Genomic DNA, 21,768 nt, shown 5'->3' on the forward strand with positions numbered 1-21,768 from the left:
AACTGTATTAATAATACTGTCATATATTTTATATGATTTATAAAAATTCCCCTTTAAATTTTTGATTAGCTGTGATAATTGCTAAATCAAATGTGCTGTTACAAATTTTCTTTTTTACAGCCTTATTTTTAACACTATCATAAATTTCATCAAAATTCTTTATTTTTTTTATTATTACCATCAGTTATGTTATTCTAAAATTCTTACTCTATATTTTCTATCAGTACTAATATTGCTAGCTGTGCATATAGTTTGAACTATTATCTAAGATACAAGCTCAAGTTTATACTGAACATTGAGAAGGCCATTCTTTAAGGCCTCAATATCCTTAACATGGCCGCACCATTCTTGACGAAAACTGTTCCATTTTAAGCCATGAAGGCGAATGTAGCGCTTAGTGTTTTCGTCTGGTTCAGAGGCAAATTTTAAAATCACGGCAGCTTTATTTTGCTGTTCTTTATCAAAAATATCTTTACCTATTGTAGTCCAATGATCCTGAACATTTGGATGTTGTGTTAAAATTTCTTTTAGTGAAACAATAGCACCAAATAAAGTGTTTGCTGATAAGTGATCAAGCTTAGCTTTAGAGCAACTAATCCACCCATTTCGATAAGACGTCGAGTACGCATTTTACGTTCTTTAATTTTAAGGTTAACCTCATCCATGATTAGCCTAGCCTTTTTTTGTTGAAGAGTAATTTTTTGCTGCATAAGATTTGCCATGTTAGTAATTCAGAAAGATAAAAAAATCAGGCAAGAATATATCAAAATACAATTCCAGTAAAGAAAAAAAACCGCGCCTACCAAACCAACATCAAATAATTATAGTCAAAAAAACGTGAATTCAAGGTTAGAAGCTTCATTAAAGAATAAGCTTAAGCGGGTAGGTAAGCGCAGAAGCGCTTTTCCTCCCAAAGAACCGTACAAGCGAATTACTCCGCATACGGCTCAAGCAATTTACAAACAGCTGCAATAAGTTGTCCGCGATTACTGTGTACTTGTCGATGGCAGTTTTCATGCAATAAGCACAAATTGTTAATATGGTCAGTGCCACCACATCTTATAGGTGTTATATGATGTACATGAACACTTTCACCATTATCTATTAAATCAAAACAAACAAGACATTTACCCTTTTGTCTACGCCAAAGAATCTGCCTAGATTTAAACAAATACTTAGGGCTATCAGCCTGACGTTTATGCCAATATTCTCTAAGTTTTGAATTATCAGGAGAAGATTTACCTTTAACAAGAATATGTCGTTTAATCGTTGTCCATTGTAATTTCCATAGATATAGATCTTTATTCATAAAGACCCAATTATCATTTCTGCCTTTAATGCGACCCCAATACTTTTTCTTAAGCCATTCCCAGGATTTTTTAGGATGTTTTCTACATGCAAATCTTGCTTGTCGAATCCACATCCAACAGTCTAAATTGGAAAAAATTTTCTTGGACACAACTTTGTTGAAATAACTGCACCATCCAAATATTTTAGAATTTAGATTATCAATTATTCTATCAATATTCCATGAGAAACTTTTTTTCCATTCTATTGACATTCGTTTTTTAAACGACTTTATAGAGTCTTTAGACGGTTTAACTAGTAGAGCTACACCTCTTCTTGTACTATTGGTTTTATATTGTCGAATATTAAATCCAAGGAAATCAAAACCTTCATTAATATGAAGTATCCTGGTTTTTTCCTTTGACAATTCTAAGCCTCTAATACTTAACCAATCATTAATAATACTTTTGGCTCTGATACATGAGCTTTCTGACTTAGCGCAAACGACAAAATCATCAGCGTATCTCACTAAAGCATATTCGGATTTAGAATATAGGTGATCATACTTATTATAGATAATATTAAGTATATCACTCATTCCATGAAGAGTTATGTTTAAAAGTAATGGAGAAATTAATCCACCTTGTGGAGTACCAGCTGTTGTTTTGATAATTTGATAATCCTGCATTACACCAGATTTAAGCCATGCTTGAATCCAATTACGAGCAGGGAAATTTCCTATAATTTTCAAAAGAAAATTATGATCAATATTATCAAATGCTCCTTTAATATCAGCATCTAATATCCAATTTCTATTGGTTCCATGTCGAATAATACCAGATATTCTCTGTATTGCATCGTGAGCGCTACGTCCAGGTCTAAAGCCATAGCTGCAACCTTCAAACTTAGCTTCCCAATATGGTTCAAGTGCTGATTTTACAACAGCCTGTCTACACCTATCCAAAATAGTTGGCAAGCCTAAAGGTCTAGATTCGCCATTACTTTTTGGTATGTATACACGCTTAATCGGTTTTACAGATGATAGATTATTATCTGCTAACTTTTCCATCAACAGACTCCTTTCTTTATCTGTCTTAACAACTATTTTATCAATTCCAGGACTTTTTCGTCCTTTGTTGATTTGAGTAACACGTCTTATAGCAAGTAACCTATTTGCTCTTGATTTTAACATCAATCTTTGTAAGTTACCTACTAACTTCGTATTACCATTTGCGAATGCCCTATAAATACGTCTACGAAGATTATTAACCTTTTGTATAATTTCTTTCCAGTCTATTGAATGCCAATAGATTTTCTTGAAATTATCTTTAGTCTCAATTGTTACATTTGCGTTTAGCATTCACTTTTCCAATTAATTCATAATCTTGTTTACCTATTTAGGGTAAATCACCAGTCTTAAGTTAGCATCATTTCTGATTAGCATATAAATGCCTATACACTCAGTTATTAATTTCTGTAGTCTTTCGACTTAGTGTCATTTGCTTTCTAAGACCTCTCTTACCTACTATCAGTTGCCTAATAATAGGCTTACCATGTTTCACTCATCAGAGAGACGTTAAGTTGGTTATCTTCTTTATACCGAGGAGCTGGCATTTTTAAAAAAAAAGGCTGCGTATTCCTTCTTACAGCTAAGCTTTTCAGCTTTATCCCTATAACAGAATTTATCTGGAGTATCTGCTTTCACATTTACGATATTTTCCATACGAAGATTCACTTTCGTTTAACCAATTTTAACTTTACCTTACCCCTATTTCCCATCCAGATTAGTACTTTAGTTAGGCTTTCTATCGCGCTTAGTACAAGATCGTTACCAATCTCGCACCGCAATAGCGGTAACTAAGGTTTAAATGCAACCTTGCTACATCTGTAGTCTCTGTTTGAGCGACCTCATGTCGCACTATGCAATATGCAATCTATAAAGATTGCTGCTAAAAAATTGAGTACTCATTAACCGATTGAATGTTAAAAAAAAGAAGTTTATGCTAGCAAAATCAAAAAAACCATGCTAACTTAAAACTCAGGTGAGAATTGGTATTGAGATGGCTATACAGTTTACAAGGATTGAATTTTTAACTAGAAGTAAAGGAGGTGATAGTTGTCGTAAGGTAGCGTATAATGCAAGAACTATTGTTAAAAATGAGCAGACAAAAATAAGGTATAACTTCTTTACTAAGCAGGATGTTGAAAAAGCAGTAAAAGATATACCAGATCTAATAGCAAGAGAACAGTTAGTTCAGCAAGTGCTTAGTTCAAATAGAATACTAGAGTTATACCATGATGATGGTGAAAGTAGCAAATATTTTACGACAATTGAGGTTCGAAATGAGGAGACGAGAATAATCAGAATAGCTAATAAAATCAATAATCAGGTTTATTACAACGATATTTACAATCTTAAAAGTGATATCGAAGGTCTAGCAAATGTTAGTGAAGAACAGAAACAAGCTCTAAGGCATATTTTGCTTAGCACTAGTGGAGTTAGAGTCTTGAGAGGAAGAGCTGGTACAGGAAAATCTTATGTTTTAATAAAAGCGCATGAGCTCGCAACAAATCGTGGACAAAAAGTTATTGGTCTTGCTCCTACTCATAAGGCAGTATCAGAGCTGAGGAGCAAAGGTTATACAGAGGTCTATACAGTAAAAGGATTTTTATATAATCGAAAAAAAATTTTTATGCAAGACAGCTTAATAGTAGTAGATGAAGCTGGAATGGTAGGTACTAAAGCTTATGCAGAGCTGTTTAGAGTAGTTAGAAACAATAATTGTCAACTGATACTTGCTGGAGATGAAAAACAGCTAGCTTCAATAGAAAGAGGCGGAATGTTTGAGATGCTGAGTAATATTTTTGGTTCACATGTTTTAGTAAATATTCGAAGACAAAGTGAAAACTGGAGCAAAGAAGCAGCAATGGAGTTTGCTGAGAGTAATATTTTAAGCGGTATAACCTTACTGAGGCAAAATAACTGCGTTAGGTTTGATAATACGTTGCAGGACTCAATGAGTAAGTTAATATACAACTGGAGTCTAAGCAAATTTAAACCACATGAAAAATTGGTAATTACAGTACGTAATAAAGATGTCGACATTCTTAATTCAAGTATTAGGTCTTTGTTAAAAGCAAATGGTACGCTAAAAGGCACAGAATATGAGCGTTCTATTGATGGAAGGAAAAAGTCATATATGGCAGGAGATAGAATCGTATTTCAAAAAAGCTATAAGGATTTACAAATACAAAATAGTGAATTTGCAACTTTAACTTCGGTTAGTAAAAATAAATTTATAGCTAAGACAGATGCAGGAAAAGAGGTGAGTTTTGACCCAAGCAAAATACAATTTAAACATGGCTATGCAAGTACTGTTTATAAGGTCCAGGGAGCTTCTATAAAAGATGTATACGTTTTGCATAACGGAGTAAGTAATATAAGCAGCTCATACGTAGCTATGACAAGGCATATAGAGAACTTGCAGCTATATTGCAATAAGAAAGCTACTGCAAGCATTAACAGTTTAATAAATCAGCTCAGCAGACCAAATGAGAAATCAGCTAGCATAACTCTGAAAACTGCTCATGATTTTGAGAAAGAACGGACAAAGACAACTGTTTTTAGTAAAGTTTTTAGTAAAGTTGAAAACTGGTTTAAGTCTATAATCAATGATATCAATGATAGATCTCATGTGAATGAAGAATATTATCATTTTACCGTTAAACCAGAGCAAGAAGCTAAAGTAGAAAAAGTCCAGCAAGAGAATAGCATAAAGCAATGCACCACCAAAGATATTTCTACTCCATTGTTTATGCAAATCAAAGAACAAAGACAATATGATTATGATGTAACCATTCTGTCAGCAGAAGGAAAAACGATATCAAGTTTTCAGGAAGCTGGCATTGATAGCAGAATGGTATATAGCTCAAATGTAAATAATTTGAAGTACTATCAACCATTTCAAGGAGAAAAGATTCTTATAGCTGCAAATAATTATAAACAGAATAAAGAATATGTAAGCACTATAAACGAGGCTGCAAAAGTACTGACAAGCAAAGGAGCAATCACTAGCATCGTAGTTCCTTCAGAAGGTGAAGATTTTAACGAAATGCTAAAAAATAAAGGAGCCACAGCTGTTAAGGAGCTTATGATACCTGAAATCATGAAGTTAATTAATACTCAGAACGTAAAAACAGAGTCTGAACAAGTGGTGAAAACTAACATAGCTCCAAAAATTGGAGTTAGACGGTAGTGCTGAAGATTTGAAATTGAATGTAAGCTATTCATTCATAGAGCAAATTACAAAATGAGCTATACATAACAGCTCACAGTGATGTTTGTAATTTGCATTATGCCCTGCTAAGATAATAATGACTATATATGTTCTTCATAATAATGGTGTATGCATAGAAAGTTCTAACATAAGCATGATAGGGAATGCAGAGCAAATACGGTTGTACTACAATGTGCAAGCTACAAAAAATGTTGCTAACCTAATAGAGCAGCTTAGCACAGCTAAGACAGACTCTATCAATTCAAAAGAGGAGAATAATGATGTTCAAGCAAATGAAGTAAGGCAATATCAATCTGCTCAAAACTATAGAAAAAACGATTATTATTCAAATAGCAAGGAAGAACTACAAAAATTGAGGGATGCAATAGCTTATAGAGCTGACACTATAGCTCGTGATATTCTTGGAGATCCAAATAACCGCCTATCTAAACACGGAAGATTACGTTGGGAAGACACTGGCAAAATACAAGTAACCACCGAGGGCAAGTACGCTGGACAATGGTATGACTTCAGCACAGGACAAGGTAGTAATTTATTATCTCTGCTTCAAAGAGAAAGAGGAGGCAGCTTTTTTGAGGCAAAGGAATATTTGAAAAGTATGGTTGGAATGTCTAATATTAATCAACGGTATCAGAGACCGCCTAAGACTGACGATTCTCAACAATACACTCAACAATCTGAAAGTGTTAAAATCGCAAAAGTTCAAAACTTGTATGAACTATCAAGCAGAATACATGGTTATGAGATAGATACGAGCCCAAGCGCAGAAGTTGAAATAGTAAAAAAGTATCTTGAAAATCGTGGTATTACTTTTGACAAAAGCACCGCAAGTTCAGACTTAAAAGCAAGTATACTGTTTGATACTCAAACGAGAGAAAATTATCCAGCATTGACAGCATTTGCAAGAAATTCAAAAGGAGAAATTACAGGAGTACAGGCCGTATATCTAAATTCGGCAGGAGATAAGGCGAATATTTCAATTAACAGAAGATCTTTCGGTAAAATCAGCGGATCGTTCATAACAATCGCAAAGCGAAATGCGAATGACCCTAATATAACAATTATAGCAGAAGGCGCTGAAACAGCATTGAGCTTGCAGCAAGCAGGAATTAAAGGTAATATCATTGCTAGTGCAGAAATTTCGAATTTGACAAATTATTCACCATTTCCTGGTGAAAAAATCATCATTGCAGCAGATAATGATAGCAAAAATTCTCTAACTAATAATACTGTAATTAAAGCTGCAAAAATATTAGAAATGAAGGAAGCAATAACTTGTATAGTTAAACCACCAGAAAATGGTGATTTTAATAATCTGCTGCAAAGTTGTGGAGACCAGTCAATTAGAGACATTATAGAACCTGAAATTACTAAACTGACTAAGGCAGTTGAAACAACCAAACTTACTCAAACAGAAAATAATAGTATAGAAAAACAAAATAATATTACGAATGTTAAAGAATTGTATAATAAATCTTCATCTCTATACTACTTTAAACAAGAAGAGGAAGCTAAGGTGGAAACGATAGTAGTAAACAAATTTTTAGAAAACCATACAGGAATTTATAGTGCAAAAATCTTTAACAATTCTAATTTAAGGGCAAATATGGTTTTTGATGAAGAGACTCAAAAATCCTGGCCTGCACTCACTATTTTTGTTAAAAATGAAACAGGCGAAATTACTGGAGCTAAGATATTAGCTCTGAATTCAAAAACATGTAATAAAGCTGATATTCCAGAAAAGTCTATTGGTACAATTAGTGGGTCATTTGCTGAAATTGCTCAACAAAATTCAAAATATTCACCTGTAACAATTATTACAAAGGATATTGAAACAGCGTTAACCATTAGGCAAGCTGGAGTCGAAGGAAAAATCTTATGTGCAATTGAAGCCGAAAATTTGCAAAACTATAATCCTGGCCCAAAAGAAAAGATCATTCTAGCAGTTAAAAATGACGTAAATACTGAAAAAGCAGAAAAAGTTCTGGAGGATAAGGAAGCAGTAGTCTGCACAGTCAAAAATGACTTCAATAATGTATTAAAAACTCAAGGATTATATGCTGTTAGAAATATTATCAGCCCTGAAATAAGAAAACTTAATGAAAAAATTGAATCAATACAAACTAATATGCAACAAAGATTATGTCCGAAACACTAGGCAGAGTATGACACAGCATTTTTTATTTAAAAAACTATAGAGTGAAAAAATATGACAAAAAAATTAAAGCATGATTCATTGGCAAAGACAATCATGAGCGATCCAGTGGCTGCACAAGAATTTCTAGAGTATTATTTACCAATGAATTTCAAGAGTTTAATAGATTTATCACAAATAAAAGTAGAGCAAGAGAGTTATATAGAAGAATCGTTAAAGAAAAAATACAGTGATATCGTCTATAAAGTTGCAACCAAAAAACATGGCAATGCTTTTATTTATATATTAATTGAAGCTCAATCAACCGTCGATTATTGGACAGCTCTGCGGTTATGGAGATACACATTGTTATTGTGCGAAAGGCATAAGAAAGAAAAAACTAAATTACCATTAGTGTATAATTTAGTGATCTACAACGGCAAAGAAGTCTACAATGCACCTAGGAATTTGTGGGATTTATTTACAGATTCAATGATAGCTAAGCAATTAATGACCTCCGACTATCAATTAGTTGATTTGCAAAGTATGTCGAATGATGAAATTGTTAGGAAAAAGCATATCGGAATGCTCGAATATATGCTAAAGCACATTCATCAACGAGATATGTTAAAGCTTTGGGAAGACTTTCTAATAAAGTTCAAACATGTTTTAATACTTGATAAAGAAAAAGGTTATGTTTACCTAAGATCATTTTTATGGTATACTGATACTAAATTACTAGAGAGTCAGCAACCAGAATTAGAGCAGGTTCTGGCTAAGTATTTATCTGAAGAAGAAAAAGGTAATATTATGAGAACTATTGCTGCAAAATATATTGATGAAGGCAGAGCTGAAGGCAGGGCTGAAGGTATAAAGCTTGGTGAGACTAAGGGCAAAGCTGAAGGCAGAGCTGAAGGCAGAGCTGAAGGTATAGAGATTGGCGAAGTAAAGGCTAAACAAGAGCTTGCAAGGAACTTATTAAAAGCTGGCTTTTCAGTTGAATTTATTTCTGAAAATACTGGATTGTCAAAAGAAGAAGTGGTTAATTTAAAAAATAACATAGAGTATTAATTTTTCGAATTAATACTCTACTAACTTAAGTTTTTTGAGCAATTTATATCCCCAAACAAAAGCTGTATTTAAGTTTTGTAGCTGCATAGTTAGTTTTGTGATAGGAAAGTTACCAGCAAGCTTTACATAACAAGTTAGGTCTGGTAGGTTCATAATTTCAGATGGCATAACTAAAATCTTTTTACGCTCAACATTATTCATATTTACTCCATCTCGCATAGTATTTGATCCATATGACAAGTTCTCTTGAGTTTCAATAATTTCTTGCTCACCTAGTGTTAATGCTGATTTATAAGCTGTAACCTGATCACTAACTCGAAAAATAAATTTACTATTAAATAAATCCAGCATAGAAGCACATTCAGCAGCCCCATATATTGCTTCTAATTGATGAATGTTCTGCAATCCAGCAACAAAGCAGCCTCCATACTTTCTACTTTCAGCTAAAGCAACTGGTAAAGACGAAACTTTTTGTAGAGCTGGCAGTTCATCAAGTATAAACCACATGTTTTTGTTATCATGATTAGGATTTCTACACATCAAAGCCTTGATAGCTATGCTTATCCATGCTGAAATAAGTGGGCATAAAGTAGCTCTTTGATTTGGGTTAGCTGTGATAAATAGCCAGCTAGTTTCATCAGAATTACTAAACCATTCTTTTATGCTAAAACTACCTCCAGGCTTTAAATATTGTAGCGAAGTAATATTCTTTCCAAGCGTAGATTGAATTCCTGCAGAAGTCTCGAGCGCGCTTTCGCTTATAATACCTGATACGGCAGTGCTTCTAAAAGCTTTTGCAAATCGTCTATTATCAGAGTAAATGATTGTATGAATTAGTTTTATGATATCTTTATCATCCTTATATAGCTTCAATGCTTCAGACAAGACTAATTCAGCATTTTTAGCAAAAAAGTCATCAAGTTTAGGAGTATAATTACTAAAACTACTCGCTATATCATGAAAATCAGCTGCTTCAAAACAATCATTCCAAGGCAACCATTGCTCACTATTTTTTTCCAAAGGATTAAGCAGTTTATCACATTTAGGGTCAAAAAATCTATCAGTAAAAGCTCCAGTAGTGTCTACAATTATTGCTCGATCCTTATGTAATCGAATTTGTGGTAGCAGTTCGTTAAGCATATTAGTTTTACCGGTACCTGTTGTTCCAGTAATCAGAATGTGTAATCTTTCACTATTCTTTACTAATGGTAAGCCTCCAAAACGGATTTTAGAGGCCTTTTTAGCTCTTTTTAGCATTTTGGCTAAGCATTTGTATCCTACAAAATCAGCACCTCTAATTTTGGCCTTAATAATCGTTTTTTTACCTTGAGCTGTAAAGAAAACAATTGAGATTATCACACCAATAGTAAAAACAATTAATCCTTCTAACAATGCTGAATTGATTAAGAATTCCCATAATTGCTGTATTTTAAATCCATGTTTGCCTGTATAAAACTCATGCAAAAAGTCTTGAGCATTGAGGTGCATCCATTTTTTAAACCTTAAACTATAAAACTTAATGCCTATTTGATCGATATCATAAAAATGCTCACCAATTGCTAGCTTAAGCTGCACATATCTTTCAATTGCAAAATAATACAAGCTGCTCAGAAAAACTTTTTGATATAATCGACATATAATCCAGAATATCGATAATCCTAGCCCAATCATAAAAACGTTGGTACTACCTTGCCCAAACATTCTTAACTTATGGGCAAATAACTGCGAGCCCCTGGTGAAATTTCCTTGATTCTGAAAATTCATCTATCTCAAGAGTATTTTTTCAATATCTGTAGTTTTTGCTCATACTCTTTTACTCCAGTAAAATTCTTCAATTCTGTTAACCTTTTTAACATTGTTTCATGTTCTGCAATGATATTAGGATTATATTTAATAGCTAATAAAAAATTCTCTTTAGCGCTTGAGTACTGCCCTAAGTTTACTAATGAAATTCCTTTTTCAAGATAATTTTTAGCAAAATTAGGATCATATTTAATTGCTATATCATAATTTTTAATTGCTTCTTGATGTTTGCCTAATTTCTCAAAAACCATTCCTTTGATATAATATGAATCTGCACAATTTGGATCAATTTTAATAGCTAGGTTACAACTTTCCATTGCTTCTGCATGTCTCTTTAATAGATTTAATACATATCCTTTATTATTATAAGCTTTTAAATCATTAGGATCGTATTTAATAGCTAAATCAAAATGTTCTATTGCATTCTGAAATTGTCCCAAAATTGCTAAAGTTAAACCTTTATTATGATATGCTTCTGAATAATTTGGTCTGTATCTAATAGCTATATCATAGTTTTTAATAGCCTCTTGAAATTGTCCTAAATTCATTAATACTGTGCCTTTGTTATAATAAGCTTCTGGATAACTAGAGTTATACCTAATAGCAATATCAAAATTTTTCATTGCTTCTTCATACTGTCCTAAGTTGTTCAAAGAAGCTCCTTTATTATTATAGGCAGTTACATAGTTAGGCTTATATTTTATAGCAAGATTACAAAGTGTTATAGCTTCTTCGTTTTTTCCTAATTTTCTATAAGATACAGCTTTATTATTATATGCTTCTGCAAAATGAGGTTTGTGCTTAATAGCTAAATCATAATTTTCTACAGCTTCTAGTGCCTTTCCAAGATCAGCTAAAGCTATTCCTTTACTATTATATGCTGTCGCATAACTTGGATCGTACTTAATAGCTATATTAAAATTTTCTATTGCTTCATGATATTTTTTTAATTTCAGAAAAGAGCTTCCAATATTAAAATATTCTTTAGCGAAAACATTTTCATCGTTACTGCTATTTTGTGGAATTAGCTTGTTTTCTTCTGCCGCAATAGCTGTATTTAAAAGCATTAGCGGTAAAATTATTGTTATAGCTAATTTATATATATTTTTCATAAATCCAACATATCTTTAACTTTTAACTTTTATCTTTATTAGTTATTCCAAAATTTTCCAGAGCTTGTTTACCAGCCCTTAAAATTGTTGAATCAGTAGTATCTGAAAACTTTTTCTGTATTTTTTGAGTCTTATCCTTAATACTATCAGAAATTTGATTAAGATTCTCTATTTTTTCGTTATCAACAAAAGCTTGTTCTATATTTTGAGAATGCATTTGATTGCTTTTATCATAGATAGCTTCTAATTGCTCAACATTTTTATAAAAATCTGATTGTAGATCTTTTTTAGTCGAAAAGTTACCATCATTAATATGATCATTCAAATTTTTAGGTACTTCATTGTTGATTTTAGCAACCTCAAAAGCAATTTTTTCTGCTTTAGCCGAGTGGTTTATTATCCATCTAGCTGCTTGCTCCTTGCTTCTTATTTCAGGATTTTGAGCAATAATTTCATTTAATACAAGTTCATTAATGTTACGATCAATAGTGGCAGAGTTTTGGAATACATAGTTCATACTATGAGTCAGTTGCTCCATTTCTTGTTTAGTTTTAGCTATTTCTTGCCCAACAGATTGTTGCTCAGAAAGGTTAGCACTAAGATTTTCACTTAATGACTTCACCTCACTATTTGTACTACTAAATTTTCCTTCTTGAACTGCGCTTTGAATTTTTGATAATGCTTCACTATGTGATTGTTGTTGATTTGCTGATTTTCCTTGGGTTTCTTCGTCAGCATTTCCTCCTAAAACTCTACTATTAACTCCCCACACCCCACCTCCAGCACTAGTACTAGTACCACTACTTTTACTGTGGCTACTACCTGTATGCTGACTGAAAGACTCACTATCGGAACTTACCTTTTGCAGAGCTTGGTATTCGCTCTCAGTTAGACCTATATACAGAGCTTCATCATGAGTTATCCTGTCGGCTATTTCCATGGTAATGGAGTTTCCTGTTGAAATAAGATTGGACTCTTTTTTTGTCAGTGAATCAAGATTGCTCTGTGAACGCACAAACTGGTTTTGATATCCAGATTGTAGCAGTGCAGAAGAGCGGTAGTTATCTAATAATAAATCTACGTTTTTATTTATAATTTGTCGACCATCATCCGTTGTAGTGACTTTTATACTACCATCATTGATAATAGCAGCCATATGTAATGAAGGAGCTAGGTTTTGTTGAGAAATAGTTCTATTGCCTATGCTGTAATTATCCATACTCAAGTTATTGTCGACTATATTACTTCCTAAGCTGCTAGCAACTTGTATAGGAGAGAACTGGCTGGCTAAGTTAGCTGTAGCATGAGCGCAAGCTTTTATCACTGACCAAGAAAGCATTGGTATTGATGATGCAAGCATTTGAAACGTCGCATAGCTATATAAAATCATCTCTGCAAAGCTTCCTTGCGATAGCATATTCAGACCATAATCACTACCGAAAGCTCCAGATTTACTGGATAAGCTGATCATTCCTAGACAATGGATTATTGTAAAAAATACTGGCCAGCTGCTGACCCATATTATTAATAGAATCCATGTTTTGAGTATGTTGTAACCACCAGGCAGTAAGCCCATTGGAAATACAATAAAGATCATTGAAACTACTAATGCAAAAAAAACAGATTGTAAAATAGGCATCATGTGAGCAGCCATTTCCCCAGCGACTAGATACGAAAATGATTGTTGAAAGAGCCCTCTGATTGCATGCATACTCACCAGATTAGGATAAATTCGTGATAATGAAAACTTCTCACGCCAGTCATCATATGACTCACGATTAGCATTAAGTAGCATAGCTTGCTTCATCCATTCATGAATATCTTGTTGCTCTCTCTGTAAATATTTTAGTGTGTCGCCAGTCATGACTTTTAGTCTTTGACTTAACATGTGTGACTGATCAGATTGAACTCCAATCGCTGCTGCGAACTTTGTTAGAAGCCCTTCATTTAATTCTTTATGAATTGCTGCTTTAATCAATGGAGTAGCTTGTCTGCATGTCTTGAAACTAATACCTAAATTACTAGGCTCACGATAATAAATACCGAAATTATTAGGTATATTCTGCTCGATAAATCCTATAATGTCATTAGTTTGTTGAGCAGCTGCTTTTTTGCCTAGAATATTACCTATGATGTAAGGCTTCATAAAGCATTGTCTAAGAAATTCCTTAGTATTAGTTAAAGTTACTGGATCATGTATTTGCACATCTCGAATCTTAGCTACAGCCTTTGCTCCAAACATAATACCAGTTTTTCTGCTTGATAGTCCTTCATAAGCCGGTAAAAGATGATTTTCCAACATTTTGGACACAAAGTAACTCGTTTGCGATGAAAGAGAAGCAAACATTGCAATACCTATCGGAATATTATCAACTTTTACTGGTGCACTCATTGATACCTCATCCTTCAGCCAAACAGTAGCTTTGGGGGCAAATAACAGCGTAAAAATAAATATCGATGGAAAGAACCACTCCATAGCAAAGATGCCGATATTTCCTCTAAAAATAGCCCTAGTAGCAGCCCATATGCCACCAATAGTCAAGGCTAAGTGTCCTACTGGAGTGAAGTATTCGCTATTTGAAGCAAAGACTCTGCCTATGCCGTTAAACACATGCCATAACAGATCTCCACCACCAAATGTGTATATTACGTAATCCATTAACTTTTCTCCTTCGCTATTAAATGCTGCTCTATTAATCTAGCCCTTTTATCTATTCGACTTGCATCTGTTTGTAGGCTAGTCCATTTCTCATTTGCAAAAAGTTGTACCCGATTCAATTCCTTCAAATATCTTTCTAAATGTTCATTCGAAACTTGCTTAGCACCTAGTGAAGTAACGGCTCTACGTATTTCGGTGATTACTTCCTTCAAATGCTGAACTAATGTATAGCTAGCTATTAATTCTGATGAGCTATCTAAAATTGTGACTCCAGAAATAGCTTCTAATGTAATATAATCATAAATCGGAAATATATCTCCAATCGAAGATAAAAAGGCTATTTCAGAGTCAATGAATTCAGAATTCTTATCAAACTTAATTTTTAGATTAGTCAATTGTTGTTTAGCTTTACCTGCATAAGATTTCTCTGGTGATATTGTGATATTTCGTTGCAAGCGTTGAATGCAAGCAAATGACACTATCACAGCTGTAAATCGAGGCTGATTCTCCGCCTTTTAAATGACTAATCCAACTTTTTTCGTCCTGAGCTAAGGAGTCATAAAAGTGTACATTATTGTTTGTAACCACGATAGTGCCAGTCATAGACATGATTGAATCATGCATATTTGATGGTATTCCAACCTTTGCTGCTGCTTTAGTGAAGATGTTATAATCATCTAGCATTAACTCTGAATCCTTATTTTGTGCTTGTCGCAGAGCTTGTTTTTGAGCTAAATCATTACGACATTTTTTACCAGCTGCAAAATAATCAAACCCGCTTTGTGACTGTATATCACGGCAAACAGCTTCTCTCATAGCCCAGTTTCTTGGTAAAGCTGTAGCAAATAATGCTTTTGTTAATTCACAATCTCCTTTGGCAAATTGATTCATCTCCATTGCTAGATTACGTAAGTCCTTGAGAGCGTTCTCAATCTGTGGAGCAAATGTTTTTAATCCTAATGAAAATGCATAAACTTTAGCTTGAGAACCAATATTTTTCATTAGTTGAACTAATTCTTCTCCAGAAATAACAGAGAAGCTACCAAGATAGGCGTCAATACCGCTACAGCTCATGTTTAAAGATGGGGGAGTTATAGCAAATGGCTGAAAGGATGTTTGGCTTGTTCGAGCAGATAATCCACCAGCAGCATAATATCCAGCTGCTTGATCTTGATATGATCCAGATCTGGTGACATTAACACTCATTCCTTGAAATACGTTTTCGATATTCCAAGCCAGTGATACTGGAGCTTGTAGGGAAAATAATGCTGCAATAACATAAACTCTGATTTTGATGCTCATCTAGTCTCCAATTTATGATAATATCTATCGATTGCTAGAATATTGTCGATAATTTTATCTTCAGAAATTATGCCTCTAGCTACTGCATATATTTTTTTACCATCGCTAGCTACTAGGTATAACACAGGTACAATATGCTTAGGGTTTAGTTTATTCAGCAACTCATTATTCTTACTGACAGCTAGCAACTGAAATGCATATTTATTAGCAAAGCTCTGAACAATAGGAATAAAGGCTTTACAGAGCAAGCAATCTTGTTTAACTTGCAGAATCAGTCCCCAGTTTTTAGCAATATTTTTGAGCTTAAAATCATTTTTCTGCTCTGATTTTTCTTGATACAGTTTTCTATGTAAGCTATTAGATGGCTCATTAGCATTAATCAGTTGATAATCAAGTAGAGTAGCTAGTTGCCACATAGTAGCAAACTTATGCGCCTTCTCCATGATTTGTTTCTGTAGCCTTTGAGCTGTAATTACATTTTCGAGCGTTGGATTATCAAGCGCTATACGCTGAGCTCGATTAAATTGCTCCTTTAATTCCTCGATTCTATGATCATGAGTCCAACTCATCAACTTAGAACTAGAGTTATTAAGCTCATGATCATGTTTATCATTATACCATAGAAATCCTGTTGGCAAAGAGTTAGCAGTAGCTAATTCTATCGACAAGTAACCAAATAGCGCTATTATTACCGATAAGTGTATTGCATTCATTGATCTCAATCCTAAGAAACTCCACTATCATAGTTCATCCACCATTGATCTTCAGCATTTACTATTTCTGCAGTATCTTTTTTTGAAACAGGTAAAAGATAATCTTCAGGTCCATTTTCCCATGCTTCAATATCTTCTTTAAAAAGAGGCTTATCAAATAAAGCTAGGTGCGCACCTTGGGCAAAATACACTAATTTTTGCAGTTTCAATTGAGTTATTACGTCTCCTGCTGCTCTATCAACCAATACCAGAAAATAGCTAGCAACATCAAAACAACTCAATAACTCACCCTTTTGTTGTATAGTCATGATTTTATTATTATATCTTATGACTATTTTATAACAATTTATATCACAAATAAATCATGATAATGCCTTATAATACCTGCTTATTACAGATCTTGTGTTAAAAATCAAGATTACTTTTTAATACCTGCAATTTCTTGTTTGAGAATATTTATTAACTGGTATGCTTTCACATTATTAGTATCATATTTAATAGCTAGATTACAACTTTCTATTGCTTCTTGAAATTGTCCTAATTCAGCTAAACAAACTCCTTTATAAAAATAAGCTTCTGAATAATTAGGTTTGTACTTAATAGCTAAATCAAAATTTTTTATTGCTTTTTCTTGATGTTGTCCTAATTTACCTAAACAAACTCCTTTATTGTAATAAGCATCTTCATGATTAGGTTTATATTTAATAGCTAAATCAAAATTTTTAATTGCTTCTTGATATTGTCCTAATTCAGCTAAAGAAACTCCTTTATTATAATAAGCTTCTGCATAATTAAGTTTATACTTAATAGCTAAATCAAAATTTTCTATTGCTTTTTGATATTGTCCTGATTTACATAAACAAACTCCTTTATTAACATAAGCTTTTGAATAATTAGGTTTGTACTTAATAGCTAAATCAAAATTTTCTATTGCTTCTTGAAATTGTCCTAATTCATCTAAACAATTTCCTTTATTATAATAAGCTTCTGCATCATTAGGATTATACTTAATAGCTAAATCAAAATTTTCTATTGCTTTTTGATATTGTCCTGATTCACATAAACAAACTCCTTTATTAACATAAGCTTTTGAATAATTAGGTTTGTACTTAATAGCTAAATCAAAATTTTCTATTGTTTCTTGAAATTGTCCTAATTTATCTAAACAATTTCCTTTATTATAATAAGCTTCTGCATGATTAGGATTATACTTAATAGCTAAATCGTAGTTTTCTATTGCTTCTTGAAATTGTCCTAATTCAGCTAAAGAAACTCCTTTATTAACATAAGCATTTGCATAATCAGGTTTATACTTAATAGCTAAATCGTAGTTTTCTATTGCTTCTTGATGTTGTCCTAATTTACCTAAACAAACTCCTTTATTATAATAAGCATCTGCATAATCAGGTTTATACTTAATAGCTAAATCGTAGTTTTCTATTGCTTCTTGAAATTGTCCTAATTCATATAAACAAACTCCTTTATTACAATAAGCATTTGCATGATTAGGTTTATACTTAATAGCTAAATCGTAGTTTTCTATTTCTTCTTGATGTTGTCCTAATTTATCTAAACAAACTCCTTTATTATAATAAGCATTTGCATGATTAGGATTATACTTAATAGCTAAATCAAAATTTTTCATTGCTTCTTGATATTTGTTTAACTCAAGAAATGAAATTCCAACATAAAAATGTTTTTCTGCTAATATAGCTTTATCCTGAATTAATTTCTGTTTTACAGGTTGATTGTTGTTTCGTTTTGCTGCAATGGTTGTATTTAACAGTGTTAATAATAAAACAGCTGTTATATATTTTACAAATTTCATATGATTATTAATTACCCTTTAAATTTTTGATTAGCTACTGAACACCAAATAATTACTGAATTAGAGGTATTGTAATTATTCTTTCTTTTATATTTTTTTCAGTCTCATTAATAATACTATCAGAAATTCTATTAATATTCTTTATTTTTTTTTTATTATTACAACCGGTTATAACAAATTATGTTGCATTAAATACGTGTGATTTTTATAGGTAAAGTCATTAATATAAAGTCTATAGGGATTAGAGGTAGTATTAATGACGACTTTGTTGCATACGATGAACTTTATCTTTGATTCCTGCAATAATGTCTTTGTTCATGCTGTTTTGAGCCTTAGTGAGTATATCACCAAATAGTTCATCCATATTGATTTTAGTGAAATCAACTTTTTGTAATTCCTCAACAGTAAGGCCTCTACAATTTGGACATTCAGGTGTTCCAAAGTCTATTTTTAGCTGTTTTCTTGCTTCTTCCTGAAAAATTCTAGCAAGTTTTGACTGAAAGCAGCAATAAGTAGACTTTCTAGCTAAGCAAATACCTAATATCGGAATTCTTGAAGAACAGTATGTTCCAATATAGTAGCAGTAACCTTTTTTTCTATATAGAGCTAATTCTTGTTCCTTAGATTTGCATTGCGATAAGCCTATATCACGCCCCCAGCCAGTCATTGAAGAGCAGCAATTCAAAAAACTAAATACATCTTTTTTGCATTTGCGATGTTTACCTGAAAATACAGAAACGGGATTTGTTTTAATGTCTTTGCTCATCTGATTTAGCATAGCTAGATGAGCTACTTTAGCTATATCCCTGTTTGGTATAATAGTTGGAGTATTGCAATTGCCTCCTAAACAAAAGATTGAGTTATTACGCAATGATGAGTGTAGCATTGTTTGCTTCTCAGTTGAACAGCTGTAATCGTGCTGCCATAGTAAACAAATATTTGCTACTGATTTTTGGCAAGTGCTGTTTTTTAATTCGCAATTTTGAATTTTAAGGTGTTTGCAACCATCTTTTGGATCGCTAGTACAAGAAAAAACAATCTTTTGTTTCCAATATGGACGATTGACTTTAAACTTGTCAAAAAATACTCTATCACCACCATCATAGTTGATTCTATTGACCTCATAGCATTCGTTACTTTCTGTTAATTGCTCAAGTTCAGGGTTTAAAACTTTCCAATATTCTGCTACTTCCCTTAGTTCTTGAGTCTTATCTCTGTAGTCATAGTGAAGTATACATATTTTTTCATTTACTTCTAATAAAAAATTTCTACCAATATTGTGTATAGATGCACCAAGCCTATTAGCAATAGCCCATTTCATTTGTTTTACAATTGCTTCGGGATCATCTGCTAGGCAGTATATTTGCGCATCTAATTCATCATCATAGACATCGCTACGACTATTAAGCCAATTACTATGATTCTCCTTTATTTCTTCTGTTGCAAATTCCATTTGCCGGCTTTGCCATGGAAGCCATACATTCTCTAATTTGCACTCAACGTTTAATTCTCGAATAAGTTCAATATTGAACTTACTGCCTTCAGTACAACTTTGAATGATTTCAGTATTAGTTGTACTTGTCTGAGTTACGAAATTACTGCTATCAAGGGCACTTAAAGGATCAGATTCAATTCTCATTGAATTAGCTATCATATAATTTTGATCGTTGATATTATGTTGAGTTAAGGCATTGTTTTTACTGTTTTCAGCTTGAAATAACATTGCTCCACTTTCTGTACCAAGCTGATTACGGCCATGGTAGGTTAAATCCTCATCATTATTAGGATAATTAACATTACTACCTTGATGAAATAATTCTTGTGTATTTGAAGAATTTCCAAGATTTACATTATAGTTGCTAGCTTCATTATAACTGCTTTGCATTGAAGCTAAACAACAATTGATGTTCAATATTATCAAAACTAGTACTATAAGTTGCTTCATGGAGTATTCTCATTCATAATTTCTAATGCTGTTGCTAAAGGAATATGGCCAGTTAATTTCTTGGTTAATCCTCTTTTTTCATCATCTATTACTATCACTGGTACAACATCAACCTTATATTTCTCAAACAAGCTAGGATCTATATCGAAGCTAATATCAAGCTCCATAGTTTTATTCTTTGTTTGTGTAAATGAGTTATTAATTAACCCACGCATAACTAATTGAGCTCCGACCTTTTGAGACTCAGCAAAATAGCTTTTTAAAGCCTCATCACTCATTGAAAATGAGACAAAAATAAAAGTTTTTTGCTTGTCCAAAAAAAAAGCATTAGCATTATTAACAAATAATAAAACCATCAACATCATTACTCGTATAACCATATTCCTCTCCAAGCTTTATAAATCAAAGCAAACAACAATCTCTTTTTCGCCAAATCAAGTAACCAAAATCTTCACCATTAACTGGAAATTCTCTACCAGCTTGCCATATAGCTTCTGTTTGACCTATGCTCTTGCAGGATTTTGTTTCTGGAATTGGATAAGTCATTTGTAGTCGATACTGACTTTTCTTGATAATAGGCATTGGATACTTACCACATAGGCCTTTATAACCATAATATCCCCATAACATCAGTTGCCTATGCATTTTAGCCATAAACTTACTTACCATTAATACAGATGTTCCAACTCCACCATTATGCGCTGCAGCTGTTCCAGTGAAAGGGTAAAGCATTCCTTGACATCCAGCACACCAAAAAGCATAATCGCTTGCTAATAAACCAGCGCTACAACTGATGCAATCAGCTATACATGCTTGATAAGCAGCTACATTTTGAAACAACAACGTTTCTGGATTTAAAATCGCAGATTTTGCATCGTCACTCCATAATGGATCAAACTCTGTTAAATATGCTATATCGACTGCAGCCATTTCCAGACAAATAAAATCAAGCAAAATTTCCAGCCAGTAAATCACGGGATAGACATACCAATGAATGTGGTAAAAAGCACTTCCTTCAGCCTCATCTTTCATGCCTTTTTGAGTAGCAGTTCCAAATGACAAACCTCCAAGACTTACCATACACATTGGTGACTTTGTAACGTCTACAAGGCGTACTGGCTCCCAAAATCCTACCGGAATACCAGGTATAGGCACTGGAATCCCTGGCTTAGGACAAAGACATATAAGTCTACCAGAAGCATTAGTATCAGGCATTGAACTACTTACTACCTTAAATCCAGCTATAGTAATTGGAAACAAGCACTTCCAACACACATCTGTTATAGGATTTACAAATCTTCCAACACATCCAGCAGCTGCATAACAGTTATTAGCTGTTATAGACATTACTATCGCAAACAAAATTACCAGTTCCTTCACTCACTTTGCTTGCATTGATGAAATTTTACGAAGAAGTTTTGGATATCTATTTCCTGGAATTAAATATAAAGTTTCACCACCTGGATTTACTATCTCTTGTATTTCACCTCGTAGCGTATTATTAACTATTTTAACTAGATCTTGTTCTAATTGCTGCAATTTCCAACTTTTCATATAAAACCTTCTTTTAAGTTGAATTTAGTAGTATATTGAGTTATACTATTTACAGCGTACCT

The 21,768-nt window shown here is 33.0% G+C and carries 18 protein-coding genes and 2 pseudogenes; 4 read left to right on the forward strand and 16 right to left on the reverse strand.

All coding sequences use genetic code 11. The features are described from left to right. Window positions 1-37: 37 nt before the first annotated feature. The 4 genes and pseudogenes from DK405_RS12810 to DK405_RS15090 form a co-directional block, all read right to left on the reverse strand. A complete protein-coding gene (locus tag DK405_RS12810) occupies window positions 38-181 on the reverse strand; it encodes a hypothetical protein (RefSeq protein WP_162562879.1) in 144 nt (47 codons plus the stop codon). Window positions 182-264: 83 nt separating this feature from the next. Next, window positions 265-722: pseudogene (locus tag DK405_RS07650) on the reverse strand (conjugal transfer protein TraD). A 209-nt stretch (window positions 723-931) separates the two neighbouring features. Next, a complete protein-coding gene (ltrA, locus tag DK405_RS07655; protein ID WP_109510607.1) occupies window positions 932-2,647 on the reverse strand; it encodes a group II intron reverse transcriptase/maturase in 1,716 nt (571 codons plus the stop codon). Window positions 2,648-2,881: 234 nt separating this feature from the next. Continuing rightward, complete coding sequence (locus tag DK405_RS15090; RefSeq protein ID WP_269459342.1) at window positions 2,882-3,010, reverse strand: hypothetical protein; 129 nt, start codon at window positions 3,008-3,010, stop codon at window positions 2,882-2,884. A 337-nt stretch (window positions 3,011-3,347) separates the two neighbouring features. Between DK405_RS15090 and DK405_RS16205 the strand changes: the two are divergent. The 4 genes and pseudogenes from DK405_RS16205 to DK405_RS07670 all read left to right on the forward strand — a co-directional run. Further along, a pseudogene (locus DK405_RS16205) lies at window positions 3,348-4,223 on the forward strand (AAA family ATPase); the annotation flags it as partial. Window positions 4,224-4,706: 483 nt separating this feature from the next. Then, window positions 4,707-5,543, forward strand: coding sequence for a conjugal transfer protein TraA (locus DK405_RS16210; protein WP_458692999.1), 837 nt, complete (start codon window positions 4,707-4,709; stop codon window positions 5,541-5,543). 118 nt (window positions 5,544-5,661) lie between these two features. Further along, window positions 5,662-7,743, forward strand: coding sequence for a toprim domain-containing protein (locus tag DK405_RS14270; protein WP_231967713.1), 2,082 nt, complete (start codon window positions 5,662-5,664; stop codon window positions 7,741-7,743). A gap of 51 nt (window positions 7,744-7,794) precedes the next feature. Continuing rightward, window positions 7,795-8,790, forward strand: coding sequence for an Rpn family recombination-promoting nuclease/putative transposase (locus DK405_RS07670; RefSeq protein ID WP_064613257.1), 996 nt, complete (start codon window positions 7,795-7,797; stop codon window positions 8,788-8,790). Between the two features lie 9 nt (window positions 8,791-8,799). Here the strand turns inward: DK405_RS07670 and DK405_RS07675 are convergent, their stop codons facing one another. The 12 genes from DK405_RS07675 to DK405_RS13095 all read right to left on the reverse strand — a co-directional run bounded on the left by DK405_RS07675 (window position 8,800) and on the right by DK405_RS13095 (window position 21,706). Beyond that, window positions 8,800-10,554: a type IV secretion system DNA-binding domain-containing protein gene (locus tag DK405_RS07675; RefSeq protein WP_064613259.1), complete on the reverse strand. Its 1,755-nt coding sequence runs from the start codon at window positions 10,552-10,554 to the stop codon at window positions 8,800-8,802. A gap of 5 nt (window positions 10,555-10,559) precedes the next feature. Then, complete coding sequence (locus DK405_RS07680; RefSeq protein WP_064612987.1) at window positions 10,560-11,705, reverse strand: tetratricopeptide repeat protein; 1,146 nt, start codon at window positions 11,703-11,705, stop codon at window positions 10,560-10,562. Between the two features lie 22 nt (window positions 11,706-11,727). Further along, window positions 11,728-14,364 carry a conjugal transfer protein TraG N-terminal domain-containing protein gene (locus DK405_RS07685; RefSeq protein ID WP_109510649.1) on the reverse strand — a complete coding sequence of 879 codons (2,637 nt, stop codon included), beginning with the start codon at window positions 14,362-14,364 and terminating at the stop codon, window positions 11,728-11,730. Next, window positions 14,364-14,819, reverse strand: coding sequence for a conjugal transfer protein TraH (locus DK405_RS15470; RefSeq protein ID WP_331828113.1), 456 nt, complete (start codon window positions 14,817-14,819; stop codon window positions 14,364-14,366). The genes DK405_RS07685 and DK405_RS15470 overlap by 1 nt, the downstream gene beginning before the upstream one ends. Then, complete coding sequence (locus tag DK405_RS07690) at window positions 14,773-15,666, reverse strand: conjugal transfer protein TraH (RefSeq protein ID WP_331828123.1); 894 nt, start codon at window positions 15,664-15,666, stop codon at window positions 14,773-14,775. Before DK405_RS07690 ends, DK405_RS15470 begins: the two co-directional genes overlap by 47 nt. Next, window positions 15,663-16,379, reverse strand: coding sequence for a conjugal transfer protein TraF (locus tag DK405_RS07695; protein ID WP_109510650.1), 717 nt, complete (start codon window positions 16,377-16,379; stop codon window positions 15,663-15,665). The genes DK405_RS07690 and DK405_RS07695 overlap by 4 nt, the downstream gene beginning before the upstream one ends. A gap of 11 nt (window positions 16,380-16,390) precedes the next feature. Next, window positions 16,391-16,687, reverse strand: a complete 297-nt coding sequence (locus tag DK405_RS07700; protein ID WP_045913454.1) for a Panacea domain-containing protein — start codon at window positions 16,685-16,687, stop codon at window positions 16,391-16,393. Between the two features lie 110 nt (window positions 16,688-16,797). Further along, window positions 16,798-18,207 carry a tetratricopeptide repeat protein gene (locus DK405_RS07705; protein ID WP_109510651.1) on the reverse strand — a complete coding sequence of 470 codons (1,410 nt, stop codon included), beginning with the start codon at window positions 18,205-18,207 and terminating at the stop codon, window positions 16,798-16,800. A gap of 253 nt (window positions 18,208-18,460) precedes the next feature. Further along, window positions 18,461-20,152: a conjugal transfer protein TraN gene (gene traN / locus DK405_RS07710; RefSeq protein WP_109510652.1), complete on the reverse strand. Its 1,692-nt coding sequence runs from the start codon at window positions 20,150-20,152 to the stop codon at window positions 18,461-18,463. Then, entirely contained in the window at window positions 20,149-20,532 is a 384-nt protein-coding gene (gene trbC / locus DK405_RS07715; RefSeq protein WP_064612696.1) for a type-F conjugative transfer system pilin assembly protein TrbC, read from the reverse strand. The genes traN and trbC overlap by 4 nt, the downstream gene beginning before the upstream one ends. 22 nt (window positions 20,533-20,554) lie before the next feature. Further along, window positions 20,555-21,532, reverse strand: a complete 978-nt coding sequence (traU, locus tag DK405_RS07720) for a conjugal transfer pilus assembly protein TraU (protein WP_174197582.1) — start codon at window positions 21,530-21,532, stop codon at window positions 20,555-20,557. Next, window positions 21,533-21,706 (reverse strand): hypothetical protein, encoded by a 174-nt coding sequence (locus DK405_RS13095; RefSeq protein WP_174190469.1) that lies wholly within the window; start codon window positions 21,704-21,706, stop codon window positions 21,533-21,535. Window positions 21,707-21,768: the final 62 nt, after the last annotated feature.

The sequence above is a fragment of the Orientia tsutsugamushi genome (assembly GCF_900327275.1).
GTDB lineage: Bacteria > Pseudomonadota > Alphaproteobacteria > Rickettsiales > Rickettsiaceae > Orientia > Orientia tsutsugamushi.